Source organism: Curtobacterium sp. MCBA15_009, assembly GCF_001864895.1.
GTDB lineage: Bacteria > Actinomycetota > Actinomycetes > Actinomycetales > Microbacteriaceae > Curtobacterium.
The window spans coordinates 17523-41726 of sequence record NZ_MJGO01000039.1 but is presented as its reverse complement, the minus strand read 5'-3'; the positions used below and the strand labels follow the sequence as shown (position 1 = coordinate 41726).

Below are 24204 nucleotides of genomic sequence, written 5' to 3'. Positions count from 1 at the left end.
CGTCCACAGCCCGCCGGACCGCCCGCGTCCGACGGTCGGTCACCGCCAGACTCGCGGCATGCCCGCCACCGACCGACGCACCGTCTGGGCCGACGCCGCCCTCGCGGTGCTCGGGCTCGTCCTGCCCGTCGCCTGCCTGGGCTGCGGTCGGCCGGACCGTGCCCTCTGTCGTGCCTGCCGCACCGCCCTCGACGCCCGCCCCCGGCGCGTCCGGCTCGTCGCCGGCGTCCGGCTCGACGCCGCGTTCGCGTACGAGGGCCTCGTCCGCACCCTGCTGCTCGAGCTGAAGCTGCGCGGCCGGGTCGACGTCGCCGGACCGCTCGGGCGTCGGTTCGGCCGCCTCGTCCGCGCCGCGCTCGCCGCGTCCCCGGCCGGCACCGTGGTGCTGCGGGTCCCGCCGTCCCGGACCGGAGCACGGCGTCGCGGCTTCGACCCGGTGGTGGTGCTCCTCGCGCGGGGCGGGGTCCGGCGGACGGGGCGGCTCGCGCGGGTCCGGGCCGTACCGGGTGCGGCACAGCCCGGGCAGAAGGAGCGCACCGCCACGGAACGGGTCGCCGCCACGGTCGGGACCCTCCGGGCACGCGGCGTCGACGGCCGGTGCGTGGTGCTGGTTGACGACGTCGTGACCACCGGGGTGACCATGGCCGAGGGGGTCCGGGCCGTCCGCGCCGGCGGTGGTCGGGTGGTCCGCTGCGTCGCCGTCGCGAGCGTCGAGGACTGACCCGCCCGTGTCACCTCGGTGGACGCCGGGTGACCACTGGGTGTCCGGTGGGGGTCTCGGGGACTCGCCGACGATCGGTGACGCGGGCTGCTCCACGGGGCTAGCCTCGCGACAAGGCGTTCAGGATCGCCGGATGGAGGCGACGCGCTGAGTCTGGATGGGAGCCGCCACATGGACGTGACGATCACGGGCCGGAACGTCGGGGTCACCGACCGATTCCGCACCTATGTCGAGCAGAAGTCCGAGAAGATCGACGTGCTCGCTGACCGTGCGCTGGCCTTCGAGGTCCGCATCAGCCGCCACCACGAGAAGTCCGGCAGCAGCCAGGGCGAGGACCGCGTCGAACTGACGCTCATCGGTCCCGGGCCCCTCGTGCGGGCGGAGTCCGCGGCGTCCGACAAGTACGCCGCCTTCGACCTCGCGTTCGCCCGCATCACCGAACGGCTGCGCCGAGCGCGCGACCGTCGCAAGGTGCACCGCGGACGCCACCGCCCCACCTCGGTGGCCGAGGCCGCCGGCAGCGGCTTCGACGGCATGGACGTCGTCCCCGCCGACGGCAAGCTCATCGAGGACGTCGCCACCGGTGCCGTGCCCGTCGTCGACGCGCAGGGCACGGAGGACGACGAGACCGAGGTCTACAGCCCGGTCGTCATCCGGCACAAGGTCTTCGAGGCCGCCCCGATGACCGTCGACGACGCGCTCTACTACATGGAGCTCGTCGGGCACGACTTCTACCTGTTCGTCGACGCCGAGACCCACCGCCCGAGCGTCGTGTACCGGCGCAAGGGCTGGGACTACGGCGTGATCGGCCTCGACGGGACCTCCGACGCGTCCCGCGAGACCGCAGCCGAACCGGCCGCGGCGATCGCGTAGCGCGACCCGCACCCCACCTCCGCCCGCGGCGTGCGCGTGGCCCCCTGCCGGGGAGCGCACGCCGCGGGCGGACCCGCGACGGTGCTCCCAGCGCGGGGCACCCGCGGGTTGCTAGCATGACTGGTCGATCGGGCGCGCAGGTCGCGCGCGACGACCTCGTAAGGAGCTCACGTGGCAAACGTGCTGGAGAAGGTCCTCCGCATCGGCGAAGGACGCACCCTCCGCCGGCTGAAGGCGTACGCCTCGGCGATCAACGACCTCGAGGACGACTTCTCGAGCCTCACCGACGAGGAACTCCAGGACGAGACGAAGGAGCTCCGCGAGCGCTACGCCAACGGCGAATCCCTCGACGACCTCCTGCCCGAGGCGTTCGCCGCCGTGCGCGAGGCGGCGAAGCGCACCCTCGGCATGCGGCACTTCGACGTGCAGCTCATGGGCGGCGCGGCCCTGCACCTCGGCAACATCGCCGAGATGAAGACCGGTGAGGGCAAGACCCTCGTCGCGACCACGGCGGCCTACCTCAACGCGATCCCGTCGCGCGGCGTGCACGTCATCACGGTCAACGACTACCTGGCGTCGTACCAGTCCGAGATCATGGGCCGCGTCTTCCGCGCCCTCGGCATGACGACCGGCTGCATCATCGCGAACCAGACGCCGGCCGAGCGCCGCGAGCAGTACGCAGCCGACATCACGTACGGCACGAACAACGAGTTCGGCTTCGACTACCTGCGCGACAACATGGCGTGGCAGGCCTCCGACATGGTGCAGCGCGGCCACTTCTTCGCCGTCGTCGACGAGGTCGACTCGATCCTCATCGACGAGGCCCGCACGCCGCTCATCATCTCCGGCCCGTCCTCGGGCGAGGCCAACCGCTGGTTCACCGAGTTCGCCTCGATCGCCAAGCGCCTCACCCCGGGCGAGGACTACGAGGTCGACGAGAAGAAGCGCACCGTCGGCGTCCTCGAGCCCGGCATCGAGAAGGTCGAGGACTACCTCGGCATCGACAACCTGTACGAGTCGGCGAACACCCCGCTCATCTCGTTCCTCAACAACTCCATCAAGGCCGTCGCCCTGTTCAAGAAGGACAAGGACTACGTCGTGATGAACGGCGAGGTGCTCATCGTCGACGAGCACACCGGCCGCATCCTGATGGGCCGTCGCTACAACGAGGGCATCCACCAGGCGATCGAGGCGAAGGAGGGCGTCGAGGTCAAGGCCGAGAACCAGACCCTCGCGACCGTCACGCTCCAGAACTACTTCCGCCTGTACCAGAAGCTCTCCGGCATGACCGGTACCGCCGAGACCGAGGCGGCCGAGTTCATGTCGACCTACAAGCTCGGCGTGGTCCCGATCCCGACGAACAAGCCGATGCAGCGCATCGACCAGACCGACCTCGTCTACAAGAACGAGAAGTCCAAGTTCGAGCAGGTCGCCGAGGACATCGCGGAGCGCCACGAGAAGGGCCAGCCCGTCCTCGTCGGCACCACGAGCGTCGAGAAGTCCGAGTACCTGTCGAAGCTCCTCGCCAAGAAGGGTGTGAAGCACGAGGTCCTCAACGCGAAGAACCACGCGCGAGAAGCCGCCATCGTCGCGCAGGCCGGTCGCCTCGGCGCCGTCACCGTCGCCACGAACATGGCCGGCCGCGGGACCGACATCATGCTCGGCGGCAACTCCGAGTTCCTCGCCGTGCAGGAGATGCACGCCAAGGGCCTGTCCCCGGCGGAGACGCCGGACGAGTACGAGGCCGCGTGGGACGACGTCTTCGCCGAGGTCAAGAAGACCGTCGAGGAAGAGGGCGACAAGGTCCGCGAGGCCGGCGGCCTCTACGTCCTCGGCACCGAGCGCCACGAGTCGCGCCGCATCGACAACCAGCTGCGTGGTCGTTCCGGCCGTCAGGGCGACCCGGGCGAGAGCCGCTTCTACCTGTCCCTCACCGACGACCTCATGCGCCTGTTCAACTCCGGTGCCGCCGAGAGCCTCATGGGCCGCTCGAACGTGCCGGACGACCTGGCGATCGAGAACAAGCTCGTCGGCCGCGCGATCCGCTCCGCGCAGGCGCAGGTCGAGGGCCGCAACGCCGAGATCCGCAAGAACGTCCTGAAGTACGACGACGTCCTCAACCGGCAGCGCGAGGCGATCTACAGCGACCGCCGTCACATCCTCGAGGGCGACGACATCAACGACCGCGCCCAGGCCTTCCTGAAGAGCGTGATCGACGACGTCATCGACACCCACACCGGCGAGGGCTCGCCGGACGACTGGGACCTCGACGCCATGTGGACCGAGCTCGGCACGCTCTACCCGATCTCGATCTCCATCGACGAGGTCATCACCGAGGCCGGCTCGAAGGGCAAGGCGTCGCGTGACTTCCTCGGTCGCGAGATCCTCTCCGACGCCAAGCTGGCCTACCAGCAGCGCGAGGAGGTCCTCGGCGACGAGGCGATGCGCGAGCTCGAGCGCCGCGTGGTGCTCTCGGTGATCGACCGCCGCTGGCGCGACCACCTGTACGAGATGGACTACCTCAAGGACGGCATCGGCCTCCGTGCGATGGCGCAGCGCGACCCGCTCGTCGAGTACCAGCGCGAGGGTTACGCCCTGTTCCAGAGCATGATGGGCCAGATCCGCGAGGAGTCCGTCGGCTACCTGTTCAACCTCGAGGTGCAGGTCCAGTCCGACGGCGAGAACGCGGTCATCGAGGCCAAGGGGCTCGGCGAGGACGAGGTCTCCGGCCTCGAGTACTCGGCACCGTCCATCGACGGCGAGGTCGAGGTCCGCGACGAGAAGGGCCGCCTCGAGCAGGCCGCCACCGCCCGCGCGCAGAAGGCACAGGCCGAGGCCGAGGCCGCAGCCGGCCCCGAGCAGGGTTCCGCCTTCGGCAACGCCGCGACGGCGTCCGGCCAGGCCGCTGCGAGCAACCGCGCGGAGCGCCGCCAGGCCGCGAAGAAGAACTAGTCCGAACCGGGCGCACGAGCGTTCGGCGAACTGCAACGGTCGGTCCCGCCTCGGCGGACCGGCCGTTGCTGTTCCCCGGAGCCGGAGCGCCTGCGGACCGTTCGGGCCCGGGCTCGAGGGACCCGCTCGCTACAACACCCCGATCGCGGTCGCGCGCCACCGGCCGTGCCAGTCCTCGAGCCGGATCGCCACCGCGCGGGCGTGGCTGCGCGTGTGGACCACGACCGACGCCTCGACGACCCCGGGGGCCGGACGGCAGAGGACGACGCTGCCGACGCGGAGCGCGGGCCGGGCTCGGGACCGCCGGCCGATCGACCGGGCGTGCGCGGCCACCGCGGCGCGGTGCTGCAGGTGCCGGTGCACGTCGTCGGTGATCCAGCGGGCGATGCTGTCGACCTCGCGGGAGCCGGTGAGCACCTCGGCCACGCAGAGGCCGAGCGCGCGTGCCGCCGACTCGGGGTCCGGCGGTCCGGGGCGACGTTCCTCGACGGGGAGCGGCGGGACCGCCACCAGCGCAGGGACGGGCGAGGCCGGGTCCCTCGCCGTCGTGTCGTCGATGCGTCGTGCCTGCTCTGCCACCTGTGCCCCTTCCGATCGTGTGGCGAGCGTACGGTCGGAGCGACATGCGAAATACCAGCACGCTCCACCTTGTGGACAGCCGGGAGTTCTCCACAGACCGGCGCACCTAGACTGACGTGGTGTCGACCCTCAGTGACCTCGTCCTCGCACAAGGCCGTTCCTCCGAAGCCGACGTGGAGTGGCTCCACCTGCTGGTGGGGGACTGGCAGCTGCTCGCCGACCTGTCCTTCGCGGACATGGTCCTCTGGGTCCCGACCGCCGAGGACGGCTCGTTCGTCGCGGTCGCGCACGCCCGCCCGAGCTCCGCGGCGACGCTGTTCTACCGCGACATCGTGGGGCAGGAGATCCGCGAGGAGTGGCGCAGCCAGGTCACCGAGAGCTTCGCCGGTTCGCGGGTCGTCGACTCCGCCGAACCCGACTGGTACGAGGACACCCCGACCCGCGTCCGTGCCATCCCGGTGCTGCGCCGCCTCAGCGCGAAGAGCGCCGAGACGACCGAGCGACCCATCGCCGTCGTCACGCGGCACTCCAACCAGGACGAGATGCGGACCCCGAGCCGCCAGGAGCTCAACTTCACGGCGAGCGCGAACGACCTGTTCGGGATGATCGCCACGGGCGACTTCCCTGACCTCGGCGCGCCCGCCGGACCCCGTCGTGGGGCGCCGCGCGCCAGCGACGGCCTGCTCCGCCTCGACACCGCCGGCATGGTGACCTTCGCGAGCCCGAACGGTCTCAGCGCGTTCAACCGGATGGGCTTCGAGGGCGAGCTCGAGCGCAAGTCCCTCGCCGAGGTGACCACCGAGCTCATCGGCGCCCAGCTCGACGTCGACGAGTCGCTGCCCCTCGTGGTGACCGGTCGTGCGCCGTGGCGTGCCGACGTCGAGTCGAAGGGCGTCACCGTGTCCCTCCGCTCGATACCGCTGCGCGACCACGGCGAGCGCATCGGCGCGATCGTCCTCTGCCGCGACGTGTCGGAGCTCCGGCACCAGGAGCGCGAGCTCATCACGAAGGACGCGACGATCCGCGAGATCCACCACCGCGTGAAGAACAACCTGCAGACGGTGGCGTCCCTGCTCCGCATCCAGGCTCGGCGGACCCACTCCGACGAGGCCCGCACGTCCCTGCAGAACGCGATGCGTCGGGTCGCCGCGATCGCCGTCGTGCACGACACCCTGTCGAGCGGACTGAGCCAGACGGTCGACTTCGACGACGTGTTCGACTCGGTGCTCAAGCTCGTGACCGAGGTCGCGGCCTCGCACAACACCACCGTGCACCCGAAGAAGACCGGCGAGTTCGGCGTCCTGCCGTCCGAGGCGGCTACCCCGCTCGCCCTCGGGCTCACCGAGCTCGTGACGAACGCGGTCGAGCACGGGCTCGACGGCCGCGACGGCGAGGTCGAGATCGTCGCCCGCCGGTTCGACGACCACCTCGAGATCGAGGTCCGCGACAACGGCGTCGGCCTGCCCGAGGGCAAGGTCGGCTCCGGCCTCGGCACGCAGATCGTCCGCACGCTCATCCAGGGCGAGCTCGGCGGCACGATCGACTGGCACACCCTCACCGGCAGCGGCACCGAGGTGACCATCACCATCCCGTTCCGCTGGCTCACCGCCGCGGCCTGACCCCGCCCTGACGGCGGACGCCCGACACCGGACGCCCGACGGTCCGCGCCCCTGCACGGGCGTCGCGCCCCGACTCCTCGGGGCGCGACGACGGCACCGGGGCGCGCTGTGCGCCGCGCCGCCGCACACCGCACGCCAGACAACCACAGTGCACTCGCGCCCCGCCATCGCGCGGGTCTAACCCACTGTGGTCGTGCGCCGCTACCGCGCATCGCGCATCGCGTACCGCGTACCGCGTACCTTCCAGCGCGCTCCGCGCACAGCGCCTGCGGGCTGCCGGCCAGCCCGACCACGACCCCCGCACACGACGACGCCCGCCGCCCCCGGAGGGGACGGCGGGCGTCAGCCGCGCGGGTGGTGCGGCGTCAGGACGCGCGGCGGGCGCGAGCGGCGCGACGCTTCAGCGCACGACGCTCGTCCTCGCTCAGGCCGCCCCAGACACCGGAGTCCTGGTTGTTCTCGAGCGCGTACTGCAGGCACATCTCGGTGACCGTGCAACGAGCACAGACCGACTTGGCCTTCTCGATCTGGTCGACGGCGGGCCCGGTGTTCCCGACGGGGAAGAAGAGCTCGGGGTCCGCGGTGAGGCAGGCTGCCTTGTCACGCCAGTCCATGTGTGGTGCTCCTTGATGTCGATGCTCGAACGGCAGGCCGGGGCCGTGGTTCGGGGGATCGGAACGCTGACATGCATGCGGCATGACGGGGACAACTGTGGGGAGGAGTCCGCAGGAAGCGAGTCTGACGCCCGCGTGACGCTCGGGGGAGGAGCGACGAACCACGGGAGACGCACACCACATCGTGCCGTCCAAACGACCTCCAATATCGTTCCATACTGATAGGGCCAAATCAAGGGTTCCGATGCTGGAGGATCACTGTGCACGACGACACCCCGACCGAGGTCGACCGCCCCGAGCGACGGTCCCCGGCCCTGATCGGCCTGCTCGTCGTGGTCGGTCTCGAGTTCCTCGCGCTCGTCGTCGTGACGGTCGTGCTCGTCGTCGAACTCGTCGTGGCACCGGCGACGAGCCTGGCGTCGGGGATCGCGTTGACGATCCTGGCCGCCGTCGCCGCGCTGTGGCTCGGCGCCCTGCTGAACGGCCTGTGGCAGCGTCGCGCCTGGGTCCGGTCCGGGATCATCGTCTGGCAGGTCCTGCAGGGCGCGATCGCGATCGGTGCGTTCCAGGGCGTCTTCCGCGTGCCGGCGATCGGGTGGCTCCTGCTCCTGCCGGCCCTGCTCGGCATCACGCTCGTGCTGTCGCGGTCGGTGACGGCCGCACTCGCGCACCCGGCGGAGTAGCGCGCGCCCCGCACGGGGCGACGCGCCAGCGGCGCGCGGCGCCAGCGCCGGCCGAGCCTGCGAGGGCGGTCTGCAGACAGCGCACTGGAGGCCCGGTGCCGGTTCTCGGAACCGGCACCGGGCCTCCAGTGCGTGGCCGGCCCTCAGGCCAGGCCGAGCTTCTTCCGCAGGCTCGCCACGTGCCCGGTGGCCTTGACGTTGTAGAGCGGCAGCTGCACGGCGCCCTGCTCGTCGACGACGATCGTCGAGCGGATCGTGCCGGTGACGATCTTGCCGTAGTTGTTCTTCTCGCCCCAGGCGGCGTACGCCCTGTGCACGGCGAGGTCGGGGTCGCTCAGCAGGGGGAAGGTCAGGGCCTGCTCGTGCTGGAAGTCCTTGAGCTTCGCCTGCTCGTCCTTCGAGACGCCGAGCACCTCGTAGCCGGCCGCCTGCAGCGACGACATGTTGTCGCGGAAGTCGCAGGCCTCGGTGGTGCAGCCCGGGGTCGACGCCGCCGGGTAGAAGTACACGATGACCTTGCGTCCGCGCAGGTCGGCGAGGGAGTGCTCGACGCCGTCCTGGTCGGGCAGCGTGAAGTCTGGGGCGGTGTCGCCGGCGGCGAGACGGTCGGTCATGGTGCTCCTGTTCGGATCGTGTGCCCACGAGTGGTCGTGAGCGCGCGAAACCCATGCTATTGTTGATTCCCGTTGCGGCACGGAAGCCGGAACATGCACCTCTAGCTCAATTGGCAGAGCAACTGACTCTTAATCAGTGGGTTCTCGGTTCAAGTCCGAGGGGGTGCACCGCAGGACGAACGCCCCGGCTCATCGAGTCGGGGCGTTCGTGCGTTCCGGGGGTGTGGCGGTCGTCAGGGCGGGACACGCCCGGGCCGCGCGATTCGGTCGATTCGGTCCAAGAGCTCCTTGCGGGCTGTCCCTCGTCGACGACCGGCTCGTCGTCGTCGCGCGACGCCGATGTCGGACCCGCGTCACGAATGTCGCCGCCTGGCCCGTGGAGCCGCGGTGGTGACTGCCTCGCTCGAAGACGGCGACGTGAGGACGGTGCGCGCTCACCGGCATCCGTCGGACCGGGTAGTCGCGGGGGCTGCGACGTGGAGCGAAGTGATGCTTCGAGGCTTGCACGTGCGGCCCGTGCCATTGAAATGTAGAACCCTGGACATGACACGTCCGTCCTGCGAGGATGACCGCTGGTCTGGAGGGGAACACGTTCATGGTCGAGAGTGCACAGAACGTCGGAGGCGTTTTCACGCCGAACGAGTCTGCGAAGCGGAAGCAGTACGGCCCACCAGTGGTGCCGTCGATCGCCTGGGGCGGCGGCGGTGCCGTGGTGGCATTCGCGGTGCCCGCTGTGGTCGGAGCGCTCCTCGCCTGGGTGGCACTGCTCGTCGGGGTGCGCGACGGCCGTGTCGTCCTGGCGAACGGTGCGTTCGCGGTCGTCGAGTCGCCGGCGGTGTCGGTGCTCGTCGTCGTCGCGGGCGTGGTGCTCGCCGTGGTGGGTTTCGGGTTCGGCGTCACCGCGTCGACGGCGGTCATGATCGCCGGAGCGGACGAGGAGTCGCTCGGTCCACGATCGGCATGGCGGTGGACGTTCGGACAGCGACGGCTCGTCGTCGAGGCCGCGCTGGCTGCGGCCGTGGCGGTCGCGGTCGGGACGGTGGTGGTGCGCTCGTGGCAGGACGGCGAGCGGGTCGTCGTCGCGGCCGTGCTGGTGCTGCTGGTCGTCGTCGCGGTGGTCGCTGCGCCGCTCCTGCTCGGCTGGGTGCTCGTCGTCGCGGGCGTCCCCCGCGGTGAGGCGGTGCGTCGGGGCTGGTCGTCGGGACACGTCGTGGTCCGTGGCGGGCTGGAAGCGACGTCGTCACCACGCCGGGCGCTGGTCGGAGCGGCCTCCGTGGCGCTGGTGCTCGGCATCGGCGTCTGGTTGCTCGTGCGGCTCCTCCCGGCATCGGCGGCGCGTGCCAGCCTGACGATGGCGTGGTGCTGCGTCGCGGTGACCGTGCTGGTGGTGTTCGTCGTCGCGGTCGCTGCACGCGGGGCAGCAGTACGCGGCGAGGGTGGTCGGCTCCGGGCTCCGGTGATGGCGGACTCCGGGGGTGCTCGGCGGCCCCTGCGTGACGGTCTCACCGGGGTCGGCGTCCTGCTCGTGCCTGCCCTGGTGTTCGCGGTGCTGGTGACGAGCAACCCGTTCGGCTTGGTGCAGTACAGCGTCGCGACCGTGGACACGGGGGACCTCGGAGGCGGGGATGTGGCTGACGTCGGAGATCGGACGATCGTCGTCAGCTCACCGCGGACACAGTCGAGTCTCTACCGCTCGTGTCAGCGAGCACGATGCGGCGTCGGCTCCGGCGTGCGTCCCAGCGAGGTCAACTCCGCCATCGGTCCGGCCGGTGACGGCGGTCTCCTCACCGTGCAGTGGCATCCTCGCGGCGAGCGGTACACCACGGAGCGGTTCGAGCTCGACGTCGTCCACTCGCACCCGGATCAGCTCGAGCCTCCTCAGAAGCCGCAGGACAACGCATGGCCGCGCGGGCGACGCGCCGGACCGTCCGGAGAAGAGGAGGAGGCCGACGTCGATCGACCTGCAGGGCGACGGACCTCGCTCGCCACCGTGCAGGTCGTCGACCGCGATCAGAGCAACTACCACGTGACCGATTCAGCCATCGCCGCACATGGTCATCGACCGGTCATCACAGGCATCGCCCGGAGCGGCGAACCGGACGCCCGCGCACACCTGTTCGTTGTCTTCTGCCAGGAGCCGTCGTGCGCGCGGCACGCGGTCCGGCACGTGGCGCTTCCGTGGGTCCCGTCGTACACCGGTGATCAAGGGTTGGACCTCGCCGTCACACCGGACGGTACGGCCGTGGTGTCGCTGGTCTCCGAGACGGTGTCGTCGTGGCCGGAGCTGCCGTCCCTGCGAGTGGTGTCGATGCACCCGGACGGCGCGGAGCCGGTCGTGCGCGACCTCCCTGGGGCGTTCCCGCCCGCGGCATCCGCGCGGTCGTACGAGGCAGCCCCCGACGCTCGTGTCGCGATCGGCGGAGACGGCAACCCGGTCGTGCTCGGGCGGACGCACGGGGTCGATGCGCAACGGCTGACGTTCTGTTCGGACGTCTCGTGCTCGTCGGCGACGCACAGGGAGATCGCGACGGCGTCGTCATCGGACGCCCCGCCGGCGTTCGTCATCGACCGATCAGGTCGACCGCTGATCGCGACCCGCGACGACGAACGAGGTGCCGTCGGGTTGGTCTCGTGTGGTGATGCACGGTGTGACGACCACCAAGAGGCCACGATCGCCCGGTTCGGACCGCCGGGGCCCATCTGGGAGAGCAGCAGCGCGCTGGCGATCGGACTGACAACCGATGACGTGCCGATGGTGGTCTCCAGCGCGATGTCCGACAACCGGGACGAGGGCTCCAGTGGGTTCGTCATCCGCTGCGACCGAGCACGCTGCGGGCTGCAATGACGCTCCCACCGCCGTTCGGACGACGACTGTCGCCTCCGGTGTGGCCGCTGTGGATCGTGGTCGGAGTGCTCCTGCTGGTCGCGCCGATCACGGTGTTCAGCTTGGACGCCATCGCTGGGACGAGTCGAGAGCACGCCGCGCGGGAGCGGGATGCGGCGAACCGCTCCGTCGTGGTCGTCGGAGCCCTCGTCGACACGACCGCGACGTCTGGGCTGCCGGAGGAGACACCGATCTACCTCCTCCGCCTGCCGGCCCGGGCAGGGCTTCCGGCGCGCACCATGCGAGCGACCGGACCGTCCACGTGGGGCTTCCCGCCTTCCGTCGACCACGCACCGCAGCGCGAGTTCCTCGTCGTGATCGATCAACAGCCCCGAGTGATCGCAGACGGTGCAGTCGGCACGCTGCGTGCATCGACCCTGAAGTCGGCTGCTCGGGAGGAAGCGCGCGCTCAGCGCGATGCACGCAACGTCACTGCCGGTCGCATCGCGCTGCCCGTGGCGCTCCTCGGGGTCTCGGCGACGGCGATCGCTCTCGGCTTGCGTCGCGCACAGGCGGTCAGAGCGCATCGGCGATCGAGGTTCGTCGACCCGACGTGGTGGGCTCCGCCGCGTGACGGATGAGGAGGGCGCCGTGACGGACGAACTGGAGACGATCACCGCTGAGATCCAGCACCACGGGCAGGCGCGACGACTCACGCTCGACGTCGTCGGCGGAATCCTGCAGCCCCCGAGCGTGAAGTGCATCGACGTCGTCGACGGCGCTGGCCGCAGACTGCAGGATTCTCGTGGGACACGCCCGGACGGTGTGGTCCGCCGGAATCAGCTCGACAGGATGTCGACGATCCGCTCCTCGCCGACGACGGTCTCGACGGCGCCGCCCGACGCCGAGGCCAGGTCGGCGGTCAGCACTGCGACGTCGTCCGCCGGGACCCAGACCTCGAAGGTCGCTGCACGGCCGTACGTCGTCGGCCCGAGTGTCGCGTGGTGGTGACGGACCCAGTCGCGCAGCACGTTGTCCAGCCGGCCGGCGTCCGCGTGGTCCACGTCGAAGCGCACGGCGGTCAGCGCTTCGCGGCGCACGGTCACGGCGGCGTCGAGCGTCTCCGAGACGGCCGACGAGTACGCGCGGACCAGTCCACCGGCGCCGAGCTTGACGCCGCCGAAGTACCGGGTGACGACGGCGACGACGTCGGTGAGGTGGCGGCGGCGGAGGACCTCGAGCATCGGCACGCCGGCGGTGCCCGACGGCTCGCCGTCATCGGACGACCGCGCCTGGTCGCCGAGCACGCCGGTGACCATCGCGGTGCAGTTGTGTCGGGCGTCCCAGTACCGGCGCTTCACGTCCGCGATGACCGCCTCGGCCTCCGCGACGTCCGGGGCCGGTGCGACGGTGGTGATGAACCGCGACTTCGAGATGACGATCTCGTGCTCCACCGAGCCGGCGATGGTCGCAGGGAAGGATCGGCTCACTCACCGAGCGTATCGGCGCGGCGCCGGGGTGCCGCGCTACGATGTCCTGCACGCACGCGGCTGGGGAGGAGTCCGACATGGAGCCACGGGATCCGAAGGGCGGCGCCCTCGACGCCTCCGAACTGGCACGACGGCTGAACCTGCTGCTCGACTTCGAGGAGTCGCAGCGGGGCGCCCCGGTGCCGTTCGCCTCGATCGAGGAGTACGTCGCGTCGCACGGCGGTTCGCTGTCGCGGGCGAAGTGGACGTACATGATCTCGGGCGACGGTCGACGCAACCGCGACACGGAGCTGCTCCGCCTGCTCGCTGGCTTCTTCGAGGTCGACGAGCGGTTCCTGCTCGAGGACAGCGACGTCCCGGAGCGCATCGGTGCCCAGCTCGCCCTCGTCCGGTCCCTGCGTTCGGCGCGGGTGAGCGGGTTCGCCGCGCGCACGTTCCCCGGGGAGCTCTCGCCCGAGGCGCTCCGGCGCATCGCCGAGGTACTCGAGGAGGAGTCCCAGCGCGGCACGGTGGTCTGACGCCGCGTCGATCCGACGTGTGCGACGCTCCGAGGCCGCGGCGCCTCGACCTCAGCGGCACGGACGTGTACAGTCTGTAGCAAGTGCTACACACTTGAGTCCGACGGGGGTGGGACTCGGCCGCGTTGGGGGCGGCCGAGCACCACCGACCCGTTGTCTAGACTCGGACGGTGCTCGTCTTCGCCGCAGTCATCCTGTTCGTCGGTGCCGTCTTCAACGTCATCACGTGGCCCCGCTTCTTCCAGCGTGTGGCGAACGACACCCGGGCCCGCGACGCCGCGGGCAAGCCGACGACCTTCTACACGGTGCACCTCGTCCTGCTGCTCGTCGCGCTGGCGATCGCCGTGGCGTCGATCCTCGCGGGCATCCTGCTGTTCGTCTGAGCCGACCGGTCGCTTCAGCCCTGCTTCAGCGGCGCACGGCAGGATCGTCGCCATGCGCGTGCTGGTGGTCGACGACGAGGTCCGGCTCGCCGACGGGGTCCGTCGCGGCCTCGAGGCCGAGGGGTGGGCGGTCGACGTCGCCCACGACGGCGTCGACGGCCTGTGGCACGCCCGGGAGTTCCGCTACGACGCGATCGTCCTCGACCTCATGATGCCCGGGCTGAGCGGGTGGGCGGTCTGCGCCGAGCTCCGCGCCGAGCAGGACTGGACGCCCGTGCTCATGCTCACGGCGAAGGACGGCGAGTGGGACCAGGTCGAGGCGCTCGACGCCGGCGCGGACGACTACGTCACGAAGCCGTTCTCCCACCCCGTGCTCGTCGCCCGGCTCCGCGCACTGGTCCGTCGCGGCGCCCGCGAGCGTCCGACGATCTTGGAGCTCGGCGACCTCGCCGTCGACCCGGCAGCGCGGACCGTGACACGTGCGGGGACGCCCGTCGACCTGACGAGCCGCGAGTTCGCGGTGCTCGAACACCTGGCGCGACGGGCCGGGCAGGTGTGCTCGAAGCGCGACGTCATCGAGAACGTGTGGGACGTCGACTTCGACGGCGACCCGAACATCGTCGAGGTGTACGTCGGGCACCTGCGCCGCAAGATCGACCGTCCCTTCGGACGCGCCGCGCTGGAGACCGTGCGCGGAGCCGGGTACCGGTTGGCGGCCGACGGTGGCTGACCGCGGGGAACGGTCGGTGCGCCGACGACGTCGGTTCCGGTCCGTCCGGGCGCGCACGACGCTCGGCGCCGGACTCGTCGTGCTCGCCGCGCTGGTCGTCGGTGCGGTGGGGTTCGTCGTCGTGCTCCGGCTGGTCCTGCTCGACGGCGTCCGGGCCGCAGCGGAGACCGGGCTCGAACAGGTGTCGTCGCGGGTGGAGTCGGAGGGTGCCGGGGCGGTGCGGGACGCCGAGGACGTGCTCGTCCAGGTCGTGGGGGAGGACGGCGCCGTCCTGGCGCACGGCGAGGACACCGAGCCTGCCCCGCTGCCGACCGTCGATGAGTCGACGTGGTCCGGCGATGGCGACCGGTGGCTGGTGGTCGCGGACGATGTCGACCTACCCGGTGCCGGGTCGGCGACGCTGGTGTACGGCGTGCCGCTCGAACAGACCGACGCGGCGATCCGGACGGCGGCCGTGCTGCTGGCCGTCGGGGTGCCGGTGCTCGTGCTCCTGCTCGTGGCGGTGACGTGGTCGGTGACCGGACGGTCGCTCCGCCCCGTCGAGCGGATGCGGCGCGAAGTCGAGGCCATCCGTGCCGCCCACCCGGAAACGCGCGTCGACGTGCCGGACACCGGCGACGAGGTCGCCCGGCTGGCGAGCACGATGAACGCCATGCTCGACCGGCTGGACCGGTCGGCGGCGTCGCAGCGGCGCTTCGTCGCCGACGCCTCGCACGAGCTGCGGTCGCCGATCGCGTCGATCCGCCAGCACGCGGAGGTCGCGGTCGCGCACCCCGACCGGTCCGACGTCCGCGACCTCTCCGCAGTCGTGCGGTCGGAGGCGGTGCGGCTGCAGGACCTCGTGACGGCGCTCCTCGAGCTCTCCCGCCTCGACGAGGGCGGTACCGGCACGCGGCGCCCGGTGGACCTCGACGACCTCGCGTTCGACGCCGTGTCCCGCGCGCGAGCGAACGTGACGACCGAGGTCCGCGTCGACGGCTCCGGTGTCTCGGCCGCTCGTGTGCTCGGTGACGAGCGCGTCCTCACCGCGGTCGTCCGCAACCTGGTCGACAACGCCGTGCGGCACGCGTCCTCACGCGTCGCCGTCGCGCTCACCGCCGACGGCGGTTCGGCCGTGCTCGTGGTGGACGACGACGGTCCCGGGGTGCCCGTGCAGGAGCGCGAGCGGGTGTTCGAGCGCTTCGTGCGCCTCGACGATGCCCGGAGCCGTGACGTCGGGGGAGCCGGCCTCGGGCTGGCCATCGTGCGCGACGCCGTCCGCGCTCACGGCGGCGACGCGACGGTGACGGACGCGCCCCTCGGCGGCGCACGGTTCGTCGTGCGCATCGCACTCGGCGGCTGAACAGGCAGCTTCAGGCCTGCTTCAGCACCGCGCCGACATGCTCGTTGCCATGATCTTCCGCACCCAGCACCAGACGTCCACCACCCGCCGCCTCGCCGCGGTCGCCGCCCTGCCGGTGGCGGCGGTCCTCGCCCTCGCCGGCTGCTCGACGGACGACGACGACGCCGACCGCACCGACCGGGTCGCCGGAGCCGGCGCGACCTCGGGTCCGGCCACCGGTCCGGCGACGGGCGGCACGACGGCCGCGTCCGCCGGGTCGACCGAGGCGCTGCTCGCTGCCGCCGCCACCGCTCGCAAGGACGTCGGATCGGGCACGGTCCTCGCGGTCGAGCGGGAGCAGGACGGCTCGGGCCACGAGGTCGTCGTCGTCACGAAGGACGGCACCGAGCACGAGGTGCGCACGGACGCCGACGGCACCGCGGTGGTCGGTACGCCCCAGCAGGAGGCCGCCGATGCCGACGACCGCGCCGAGCACGAGCGCTTCCTCGCGGCGGCCGACCTCGACGTCGAGCGGGCCGTCCGCGCGTTGACGGACCTGCACGACGGCTCGGTCACCGAGATCGGTCTCGACGACCACCGCGGCGCGGTCGTGTGGGAAGGCGACGTCGTCGACGCGTCCGGCACGACGCACAGCGTGCGGATCGACGCGGGCTCGGGCGACGTGGTGACCGACCGGGTCGACACCGACACCGACGACTGACGGCGGCCGCGGTCGTCGGGCAGCCGACCGAGTCGGACGCCGGGTCGCCGACCGCCGTGCCGCCGACCGCATCCGACGCCGGTCAGGAGGCCGGCGGCAGCGGCGTGCCGAGTGCGCGGCGCAGCGCGAGACCGGCGACCTTCTCGTCGGCGGTGTCGAGGAGCACCCGGAAGGTCTCCTGCTCGGTCACGAACTCCACGCAGACGGCGTCGAAGTCGCACGGCTCGATGCGCCAGCCCCGAACCGCGTCCATCGGGATGCGGGTGCGCGTGTCGCGCTCGTAGTCGGTCTCGGCGTCGATGCGGTCGGGGAACACCCGGACGCGTCCGAAGGTCCCCCGCCAGACGAGCTGCAGGTCGAGCGAGGGGGAGACAGGAGAGTCCGGCACCCGCCGATCGTACCGACGGGTGCCGGACCGCCGGCGCGTCCGGATCGCGTGGTCGCGTTCCGGGGACAGGTGTGCTGCGCTACTCGGTGCCGCCGCCGTCGCCGCGACGCACCTGCTTGGCGGGGTCGCGGCCGGTGACCGGGTACGGACCGGTCACCCCCGACCGCAGCGAGGCGATCTGCATGATGCGGTCGCGCTGCAGGTACCACCCGAGGATGAGCAGCGGGATGACGACGACGAGCGACGCGACCGTGAAGGTGCCTCGCGGGTAGTCGATCGCCATGAGCACGATGACGGTCGCCAGGAACGCCAGGGTCAGCCAGGACGTCACGGGGGCACCGGGCAGCTTGAAGGACGGCTCCTTCGCCAGGCCCTGCTTCGCCCACGAGCGCAGCTTCATCTGGCACAGGATGATCGTGCCCCAGGCGGTGACGATGCCGAGGCTCGCGATGTTCAGCGCGATCTCGAACGCCTGAGCGGGGACGAACAGGTTGAGGATCACCCCGATGAGCGTGAACGCCGAGGTGAGCAGGATGCCGGCGAACGGCACGCCGCCCTTCGTCATCTTCGTCGTCCACTTCGGTGCCGAGCCGTTCATGCCCATCGAGTGCAGGGCGCGACCGGTCGAGTAGAGCCCGGCGTTCAGCGACGACAGCGCGGCCGTCAGCACGACGAAGTTCATGACCGACCCGATGACCTCGCCCACCTGCTGGTTGCCGATCGACGAGAAGAACGTCACGAAGGGGCTGACGCCCTCCTTGTAGGACGTGTACGGCAGCAGGAGCGACAGGAGCACCACCGAGCCGACGTAGAAGACGGCGATGCGCAGCACGACGGAGTTGATGGCGCGGGGGATGACCTTCTCGGTGTCCTGGGTCTCGCCCGAGGCCGTGCCGACGAGCTCGATCGCGGCGTACGCGAACACGACGCCCTGCACGACGAGCACGGTGGGCAGCAAGCCGGTCGGGAACAGGCCGCCGTTGTCCGACCAGATGGTGAAGCCGGTGCGGACGGTCTCGCCGCCGGTCTCGACCGGGAAGGCGAAGAACAGCCAGATGAGGGCGACCACGAGGAAGGCCACGAGCGCGGCGACCTTGATGATCGCGAACCAGAACTCGAGCTCGCCGAACACCTTGACGGCCACCAGGTTCGCGGCGAGCACGATCAGCAGCGCCGCGAGGGCGAGCGCCCACTGCGGGATCGCACGCGGTCCGGCCCAGTAGTGCAGGTAGAGCGCGACCGCGGTCGTGTCGACGATCGACGTCATCGCCCAGTTGAGGAAGTACATCCAGCCGGCCGCGTAGGCGAATTTCTCGCCGTAGAACTCACGGGCGTACGAGATGAACGACCCGGAGGACGGGCGGTGCAGCACGAGCTCGCCGAGCGCCCGGAGGATGAAGAAGGCGAACACACCCGCGATCAGGTACACGACGGCCAGGGCGGGCCCCGCGGTGTGCAGGCGGCCACCGGCGCCCAGGAAGAGTCCGGTCCCGATGGCGCCGCCGATCGCGATCATCTGCAGTTGCCGGGGCTTCAGACCGTGCTGGTAGCCCTCCTGCTCGTGCGAGAAGTCGTTCGCGGGCGCGGGGGATCCCGTGTCGTTCTGCGCTGTCATTCGCGACACGCTACAGGCGGTCCGACGTCGTGGGGCACCCCGACCCAGTTGAACGTCCGCACAGCATCGGCCCGCCGGGATCCTGGGCGCCGCACGACGTCCGTTGCTTGCATGGAGGGATGGACATCCTCCTCCGACTCCTCGTCGCGACCGGGTTCGCCCTCCTCGTCACCGCGGTCGCCGCCCTCGTCCTGCACCTGGTGCTCCGGACGATCGCGCGCCGGGAACGGTGGGCCGGCGTGCTCTCGCGGCGGACGAAGCACCCGTTCCGCACCGTCCTGCTCGTGGTCCTGCTCTGGGTCGCGTTCACCGCGAGCGTCCCGCGTGACCCGGACGCGTACCCGTGGCGGGACGAGGTCGTGCACGGCTTCCTCATCGTGACGATCGCGGTCGGCTGCTGGTTGGCCTGTCAGACCGCGATCTTCCTGGAGGACCTCGGCCTGCACCGCTTCCGCATCGACGTGCCGGACAACCGCCAGGCCCGACGCATCCGAACGCAGGTCCTCATCATCCGACGGCTCACCGTCGCCGTCCTCGTCATCATCGCCGTCGGTGCGATCCTGCTCACCTTCGACGGGGTCGAGGCAGCGGGGGCGAGCGTGCTCGCGAGCGCCGGGCTCATCTCCGTCGTCGCGGGTCTGGCAGCGCAGTCGACCCTCGGCAACGTCTTCGCGGGCATGCAGCTCGCGTTCTCCGGGTCGATCCGCGTCGACGACGTCGTCGTGGTCGAGCAGCAGTGGGGGCGCATCGAGGAGATCACCCTGACCTACGTCGTCGTGCACCTGTGGGACGACCGGCGTTTCGTGCTGCCGTCGACGTACTTCACGAGCACGCCGTTCGAGAACTGGACGCGCACGAACAGCGAACTGCTCGGTGCCGTCGAGTTCGACCTCGACTGGCGGGTCCGGCCGGGGGAGATGCGGGACGAGCTCGACCGGATCCTCGACCGCACCGAGTTGTGGGACCGTCGGGTCAAGGTGCTCCAGGTCACCGAGGCGGTGCAGGGCTGGGTGCGCATCCGGGTGCTCGCGACCTCGCACGACGCCCCGTCGCTGTTCGACCTGCGGTGCTACATCCGCGAGGAGCTCGTCGAGTGGATCCAGCGCACCCATCCGGACGCCCTGCCGGTGCAGCGCGTGCTCATGGTCGACGAGACCGCGCCGCGTCGCCGCGGCACGTCGTCCGCCGCCGACTCGGCGCTGTTCGCGCCCGGGCAGGAGGACCGCGCGGCGCTCTTCACGGGCCCGCTCCAGACGTCGGACATCCCGCGTTCGGAGCGCTGACCCCACCTGCGCAGGCAGGTGCTGTGGACGGGACCGATGACGGACGGGAGGCCCGGTGCCAACTGGCACCGGGCCTCCCGTCCGTCCTGTGGTCGCGGTGGGCGACCTACGGCTGCCGCGCCTTGACGGCGCGGTCGTCCTCGACGACCGTGCCGATCGCCACGATCGTCGTCGCGAGCCAGGCCACCCAGGTCAGGGCCAGGCGCCAGTCGCGCGGTCCCTGTCGGGTGGTCTGCAGCACGCTGTAGCCGCTGATGAGCGAACTCCACACAGCACCGTTGAACATGAACTTGCGCACAGAGGCCTCCTGTCGTCGTCCTGACAACGCTACCGGTCAGTACATTGGAGCGCCGCTGGTCGCCCGGGCCGGTGTGCTCGCGAAGGAGTGCCCGTGCGTCAGGCCGTCATCGGTGGAGCCCTGCTCCTGGTCGGCGCGGTGTGCGTCGCGCTCGGTCTGCTGCCCCTGGACGACCTCGGCGCCCTGGCCGAGCGGGTGCTGCCCGTCCTCGGCTTCGTCCTCGGGCTGACGATCGTGTCCGAGCTCGCGGCGGACGCCGGGGTGTTCGACCGGCTGGCCGACGTCGCCGCGCGGGTCGGCGGCGGCCGCACGATCGGCCTGTGGGGCGCGGTCGTCGTGCTCGCCGTGCTCTGCACCGTCTTCCTGTCCATCGACACCACCGCCGTCCTGCTGACGCCGATCGTCATCTCGCTCGCCCGACGCGTCGGCCTGCCGCCGATGCCGTTCGCGCTGACCACCGTGTGGCTGGCGAACACCGCGTCGCTGCTGCTGCCGGTGTCGAACCTCACGAACCTGCTCGCGGTCGACCGGATGGGGCTCGGCGGGCCGCTGCCCTTCGCCGGCCTGATGGTGTGGGCGGCCGTCGCCGGCGTCGTCGTGCCGTGCGCGGTCCTGCTCGTCGTGTTCCGCCGCGGACTGTTCGGGCGGTACATGCGTGTTTCGGTGCGGCAGCCGTCGGACCCGGTGTCGTTCTGGGCCGCCTCGGCCGTGCTCGTCGCGCTCGTCGTGGCGCTGACCGTGGGCGTCACGGTCTGGATCGCCGCGATCGCCGCCGCGGTCGTGCTCGTCGTCGTGTCGGTGTTCCGGGCGCCGGAGCAGCTCCGCCCCTCGCGGGTGCCGTGGTCGACGCTGCTGTTCGCGGCCGGCCTGTTCGTCGTGGTCGAGACCCTGCACGCGACGGGCGTCACCGACCCGGTCGTCCGCGCGCTCGGTTCCGGGACGGGGACCGGGCCGCTCCTGCTGCTCGGTGGCGCCGGCGCGGTGGCCGCGAACGCCATCGACAACCTGCCCGCCTACCTGGTGCTCGAGCCGGCCGCCGGCCACGAGGCACTGCGGTACGCGGCCCTGCTCATCGGCGTGAACGCGGGCTGCCTCGTGACCCCCTGGGCGTCGCTCGCGACCCTGCTCTGGCACGCGCGGCTCTCGAGCGAGGGCGTGCACCTGTCGTGGGGGCGCTACATGCTCCTCGGCTGCATCGCGGCACCGCTCACGGTCGTCGCCGGCGTGCTCGCCCTCGCGCTCTAGCCCCGGAGCGTCCCGGCGAGCCCGCTGCCCCTCCGCGGCACCGCCGCGCCGACCGATGGTGAGCAGAAGATGTCGAGCGGGTCCTGCCGACCCGACACTTTCTGCTCACTCGATGCTGGGGCGCCCGGCAACGCTCTCGGTCCCGCCCCGCTCCCCACCGCCGCGCCGACCGATCGTGAGCAGAAGATGTCGAGTGGGCCCTGCCGACCCGACACTTTCTGCTCACTCGATGCCGGGTCCGACGGCGACACCCCGGCGAGCCCCGTTGCGCTCCGTCGCGGCGACCTTCGAGTGAGCAGAAGATGTCGAGTGGGACTTGCCGACCCGACATCTTCTGCTCACTCGGTGCCGGGCACCGTCGCCGACGCCCCCGGTCGCGCCCGATGCCCGACGACGCGACCCGCTGCCCGCCGGCGAGTCCCGCTGCCCATCGTCACGCCCTTGGTGAGCAGAAGATGTCGAGTGGGACCTGCCGACCCGACATCTTCTGCTCACTCGACGCCGGGACCGACGCTCGGGCCGCGACCCCGGCGCCCGGCCGCGACCCCGGGGCCGACGCGCGACCCCGCCGCCCGGCGTCAGAGCCAGTCGCGGGAACGGAACGCGCGGTAGAGCAGCAGCGACGTCGCGATGATGAGGGAGACCGACGCGAAGAAGCCGCTCCACTGCCCCTCGCCGGGGAAGGTCACGTTCTGCCCGAAGAAGCCGGTGATCGCGGTCGGGATCGCGATGATCGCCGCCCAGCTCGTCACCTTCTTCATCACCGTGTTCTGCCGGTTCGACGCCAGGTTGAGGTTCGTGTCGAGGACGCTCGACACCGCGTCGCGCAGTTGCTCGACCGAGTCGGAGATCGAGACGAGGTGGTCCTCGACGTCGCGGAAGTACGGCCGGATGCCGGTGCCGACGGCCTCGGCGTCGCCGTGCAGCAGCGACGAGACGCCGTCGCGCGTCGGCACCACGAGCCGACGGATCACGCCGAGCGCCTTCCGCAGGCGGAACGAGCGCCGCTGGATCTGCTGCTCGCGCGGGTTGCTGCGCTCGAACAGGTCGTCCTCGAGGTCGTCGATCGCCTGCTCGATCGACTCCACCACGTCGGTGGCGTGGTCGACGACGGCGTCGAGCAGCGCCCAGACGAGCCACGGCACCCCGTGGGTGGCGACGTCGTCGTTGATCTCGAGCCGGTGCTCCATCGACGAGGTGTCGACGTCGGCGCCGTGGATCGTGACGAGGGCCCGTTCGGTGACAAAGGCCTTCACCTCGTGGGTCGCGAGCTCGCCGTCCCGCGTCCAGCCGACGTCGTAGACCACCAGGAACAGGCTGTCGCGGTAGCGGTCGAGCTTCGGGCGCTGCCCGTGCTCGAGGGCGTCCTCGACGGCGAGGGCGTGCAGCCCGAGCTCCTGCTCGACGTGCTCGAGGTCGGCGCCCTGCGGGTCGGTGTAGTCGACCCAGACGAAGGTGTCCGGATCGCTCACCAGGTCGGAGATCCGGTCGACGGGGAAGTCCTGTTCCGTGACGGCACCGTTCCGCCACGCCCGTGTCCTGACCATGCCGGTCAGCCTACTGAGACGGCCGGCCCGGGGATCCCAGGCCGGCCGTCGCGGTGTGCGGTGCGCGTCAGTAGGCGGAGACGAGCTTGCCGTCCTCGACCTTCAGGTACTCGTTGATCGCGAACTCGTCCTCGCCGTGCTCCCGGTCCCCGGTGTACGACGTGTAGTCGTACTCGACGACGCCGTCCTTCGTGCTCTGCACGATGACGTTGCCGGTGCCGGACGCCTCGAGCTCGATCTCCGGCATGGTCGTGACGTCGTACCGCACCGCCCCGTCCGCGTCGTACGGCCCGTACCAGGGGCAGTCGCTCAGCGCGCTGATGTCGGTCTTCGCCGCGCACTCCTCGATGAGGTCCGACACGTACTGGTCGACGTCGTCGTGCAGCGCCTTCGTCGGCGTCGGCTGGAAGTCGATGTAGTCGGTGGCGCGCGGCCCGACCGTCACGGACTTCGTCCCGCCGGTGAAGTACTCCGTCCCACCGACCTCGACGCCGTAGGTGCCGGGGTAGGCGAGCGACTGGAAGCGGCCGTCGGCGATCTTCCCGACCTCCTTGCCGCCGATCGTGACCGGGGCGCCCTCGAGGGCCTCGGACGCGGTCAGGGTGACGATCTGGGCGAGGGGCTGCACGATGCGCCACTCGTCCTTCACCACGAACGACGTGCCGGTGCGGCGCAGACCGATCTGGCCGGAGCGGTTCTTGCCGCCCTGGGTGTAGCTGATCGTGGCGATCGCGTTGTCCCCGCTGGTGGCGACGCGGCCCACGCGGACGTCCGTCGGGCGGTCCTTCGCGCTCTTGAGCACCGTCGAGTCGAGCATGGTGGCGTCGTCGGGCTGGTCGCTCAGGCGGCCGGCGGCGTCGGCGTCGCCGCGCTCGATCGCCTGCACGTACGACTTGACCGTCGCGCCGGGGCCCCAGACGTTCGAGCGCAGGACGCCCGCCGTGACGGCACCGGCGATGACGACGACGACCACGACGCCGCCGGCGACGAGCGAGCGGACCAGGATCTTCCGCGACCGCGCCGACATCGGCTTCGGTGCCGGGCCGTCGCCGCCGATGAAGGGCTGCGCGGGCTGGGCGACGCCGGGCGTCGCGCCCCACGCCGAGGCGGCCGGGTCGACCGGACCGCCCGTCGACCACGGCTGCGCGCCGGTCGGGGCCGGAGCGCCGGGGAACGCGCCGGCCTG

Annotated in this window: 23 protein-coding genes and 1 tRNA gene; 15 read left to right on the top strand and 9 right to left on the bottom strand. The window is 71.3% G+C overall.

Annotated features, from left to right (window positions below):
• The first annotated feature begins 58 nt into the window (after positions 1 to 58).
• The 3 genes from BIU97_RS13445 to secA all read left to right on the top strand — a co-directional run bounded on the left by BIU97_RS13445 (position 59) and on the right by secA (position 4546).
• Positions 59 to 721, top strand: coding sequence for a ComF family protein (locus BIU97_RS13445; RefSeq protein WP_071261732.1), 663 nt, complete (start codon positions 59 to 61; stop codon positions 719 to 721).
• A gap of 171 nt (positions 722 to 892) precedes the next feature.
• A complete protein-coding gene (gene hpf / locus BIU97_RS13440; RefSeq protein WP_071261752.1) occupies positions 893 to 1594 on the top strand; it encodes a ribosome hibernation-promoting factor, HPF/YfiA family in 702 nt (233 codons plus the stop codon).
• Positions 1595 to 1765: 171 nt separating this feature from the next.
• Entirely contained in the window at positions 1766 to 4546 is a 2781-nt protein-coding gene (secA, locus tag BIU97_RS13435; protein WP_071261754.1) for a preprotein translocase subunit SecA, read from the top strand.
• A 129-nt stretch (positions 4547 to 4675) separates the two neighbouring features.
• On the opposite strand, the gene BIU97_RS13430 is transcribed toward secA, so the two are convergent.
• A complete protein-coding gene (locus BIU97_RS13430) occupies positions 4676 to 5125 on the bottom strand; it encodes an Rv3235 family protein (protein WP_083404863.1) in 450 nt (149 codons plus the stop codon).
• A gap of 119 nt (positions 5126 to 5244) precedes the next feature.
• Between BIU97_RS13430 and BIU97_RS13425 the strand changes: the two genes are divergently transcribed.
• The gene (locus BIU97_RS13425) at positions 5245 to 6744 is read left to right on the top strand and encodes a sensor histidine kinase (protein WP_071261758.1); all 1500 of its coding nucleotides are present in this window, start codon (positions 5245 to 5247) and stop codon (positions 6742 to 6744) included.
• A 365-nt stretch (positions 6745 to 7109) separates the two neighbouring features.
• On the opposite strand, the gene BIU97_RS13420 is transcribed toward BIU97_RS13425, so the two are convergent.
• A complete protein-coding gene (locus tag BIU97_RS13420) occupies positions 7110 to 7358 on the bottom strand; it encodes a WhiB family transcriptional regulator (protein WP_017888820.1) in 249 nt (82 codons plus the stop codon).
• Between the two features lie 260 nt (positions 7359 to 7618).
• Between BIU97_RS13420 and BIU97_RS13415 the strand changes: the two genes are divergently transcribed.
• Positions 7619 to 8041, top strand: coding sequence for a hypothetical protein (locus BIU97_RS13415; RefSeq protein ID WP_071261761.1), 423 nt, complete (start codon positions 7619 to 7621; stop codon positions 8039 to 8041).
• A gap of 143 nt (positions 8042 to 8184) precedes the next feature.
• On the opposite strand, the gene bcp is transcribed toward BIU97_RS13415, so the two are convergent.
• On the bottom strand, positions 8185 to 8655 hold the full coding sequence (gene bcp, locus BIU97_RS13410) for a thioredoxin-dependent thiol peroxidase (protein ID WP_071261762.1): 471 nt from the start codon (positions 8653 to 8655) through the stop codon (positions 8185 to 8187).
• 95 nt (positions 8656 to 8750) lie between these two features.
• Between bcp and BIU97_RS13405 the strand changes: the two genes are divergently transcribed.
• The 3 genes from BIU97_RS13405 (at position 8751) to BIU97_RS13395 (ending at position 12120) form a co-directional block, all read left to right on the top strand.
• Positions 8751 to 8823, top strand: a tRNA-Lys gene (locus tag BIU97_RS13405).
• A gap of 427 nt (positions 8824 to 9250) precedes the next feature.
• Positions 9251 to 11500 (top strand): hypothetical protein, encoded by a 2250-nt coding sequence (locus tag BIU97_RS13400; RefSeq protein ID WP_139196043.1) that lies wholly within the window; start codon positions 9251 to 9253, stop codon positions 11498 to 11500.
• Entirely contained in the window at positions 11497 to 12120 is a 624-nt protein-coding gene (locus BIU97_RS13395) for a hypothetical protein (protein ID WP_175472456.1), read from the top strand. Before BIU97_RS13400 ends, BIU97_RS13395 begins: the two co-directional genes overlap by 4 nt.
• 198 nt (positions 12121 to 12318) lie before the next feature.
• Here BIU97_RS13395 and BIU97_RS13390 read toward each other — a convergent pair whose 3' ends face one another.
• Positions 12319 to 12969, bottom strand: coding sequence for an IMPACT family protein (locus BIU97_RS13390; RefSeq protein WP_071297942.1), 651 nt, complete (start codon positions 12967 to 12969; stop codon positions 12319 to 12321).
• A 77-nt stretch (positions 12970 to 13046) separates the two neighbouring features.
• Between BIU97_RS13390 and BIU97_RS13385 the strand changes: the two genes are divergently transcribed.
• From BIU97_RS13385 to BIU97_RS13365, 5 genes are all read left to right on the top strand, one after another.
• On the top strand, positions 13047 to 13487 hold the full coding sequence (locus tag BIU97_RS13385) for a hypothetical protein (protein WP_071261790.1): 441 nt from the start codon (positions 13047 to 13049) through the stop codon (positions 13485 to 13487).
• A gap of 170 nt (positions 13488 to 13657) precedes the next feature.
• Complete coding sequence (locus tag BIU97_RS13380; protein WP_071261792.1) at positions 13658 to 13870, top strand: SCO4848 family membrane protein; 213 nt, start codon at positions 13658 to 13660, stop codon at positions 13868 to 13870.
• Positions 13871 to 13922: 52 nt separating this feature from the next.
• Positions 13923 to 14600 (top strand): response regulator transcription factor, encoded by a 678-nt coding sequence (locus BIU97_RS13375; protein ID WP_071261794.1) that lies wholly within the window; start codon positions 13923 to 13925, stop codon positions 14598 to 14600.
• A gap of 16 nt (positions 14601 to 14616) precedes the next feature.
• Positions 14617 to 15942, top strand: coding sequence for a sensor histidine kinase (locus tag BIU97_RS13370; protein WP_071262221.1), 1326 nt, complete (start codon positions 14617 to 14619; stop codon positions 15940 to 15942).
• Positions 15943 to 15991: 49 nt separating this feature from the next.
• A complete protein-coding gene (locus BIU97_RS13365; protein ID WP_071261801.1) occupies positions 15992 to 16642 on the top strand; it encodes a PepSY domain-containing protein in 651 nt (216 codons plus the stop codon).
• Positions 16643 to 16724: 82 nt separating this feature from the next.
• Here BIU97_RS13365 and BIU97_RS13360 read toward each other — a convergent pair whose 3' ends face one another.
• Positions 16725 to 17030: a hypothetical protein gene (locus tag BIU97_RS13360; RefSeq protein WP_071261803.1), complete on the bottom strand. Its 306-nt coding sequence runs from the start codon at positions 17028 to 17030 to the stop codon at positions 16725 to 16727.
• 79 nt (positions 17031 to 17109) lie between these two features.
• Positions 17110 to 18645 carry an amino acid permease gene (locus BIU97_RS13355; RefSeq protein WP_139196041.1) on the bottom strand — a complete coding sequence of 512 codons (1536 nt, stop codon included), beginning with the start codon at positions 18643 to 18645 and terminating at the stop codon, positions 17110 to 17112.
• A 119-nt stretch (positions 18646 to 18764) separates the two neighbouring features.
• On the opposite strand from BIU97_RS13355, the gene BIU97_RS13350 reads away from it, so the two are divergent.
• Positions 18765 to 19928, top strand: a complete 1164-nt coding sequence (locus BIU97_RS13350) for a mechanosensitive ion channel family protein (protein WP_071261815.1) — start codon at positions 18765 to 18767, stop codon at positions 19926 to 19928.
• A gap of 106 nt (positions 19929 to 20034) precedes the next feature.
• Here the strand turns inward: BIU97_RS13350 and BIU97_RS13345 are convergent, their stop codons facing one another.
• On the bottom strand, positions 20035 to 20226 hold the full coding sequence (locus tag BIU97_RS13345) for a hypothetical protein (protein ID WP_071261817.1): 192 nt from the start codon (positions 20224 to 20226) through the stop codon (positions 20035 to 20037).
• 93 nt (positions 20227 to 20319) lie between these two features.
• Here BIU97_RS13345 and BIU97_RS13340 point away from each other — a divergent pair, with 93 nt between their 5' ends.
• Positions 20320 to 21471: an SLC13 family permease gene (locus BIU97_RS13340; protein WP_071262223.1), complete on the top strand. Its 1152-nt coding sequence runs from the start codon at positions 20320 to 20322 to the stop codon at positions 21469 to 21471.
• 578 nt (positions 21472 to 22049) lie between these two features.
• Here BIU97_RS13340 and BIU97_RS13335 read toward each other — a convergent pair.
• Both BIU97_RS13335 and BIU97_RS13330 read right to left on the bottom strand, forming a co-directional pair.
• Positions 22050 to 23018 carry a magnesium transporter CorA family protein gene (locus BIU97_RS13335; protein WP_071261819.1) on the bottom strand — a complete coding sequence of 323 codons (969 nt, stop codon included), beginning with the start codon at positions 23016 to 23018 and terminating at the stop codon, positions 22050 to 22052.
• A 67-nt stretch (positions 23019 to 23085) separates the two neighbouring features.
• On the bottom strand, positions 23086 to 24204 hold a 1119-nt coding region (locus BIU97_RS13330; protein WP_175472240.1), incomplete at its 5' end, for a hypothetical protein.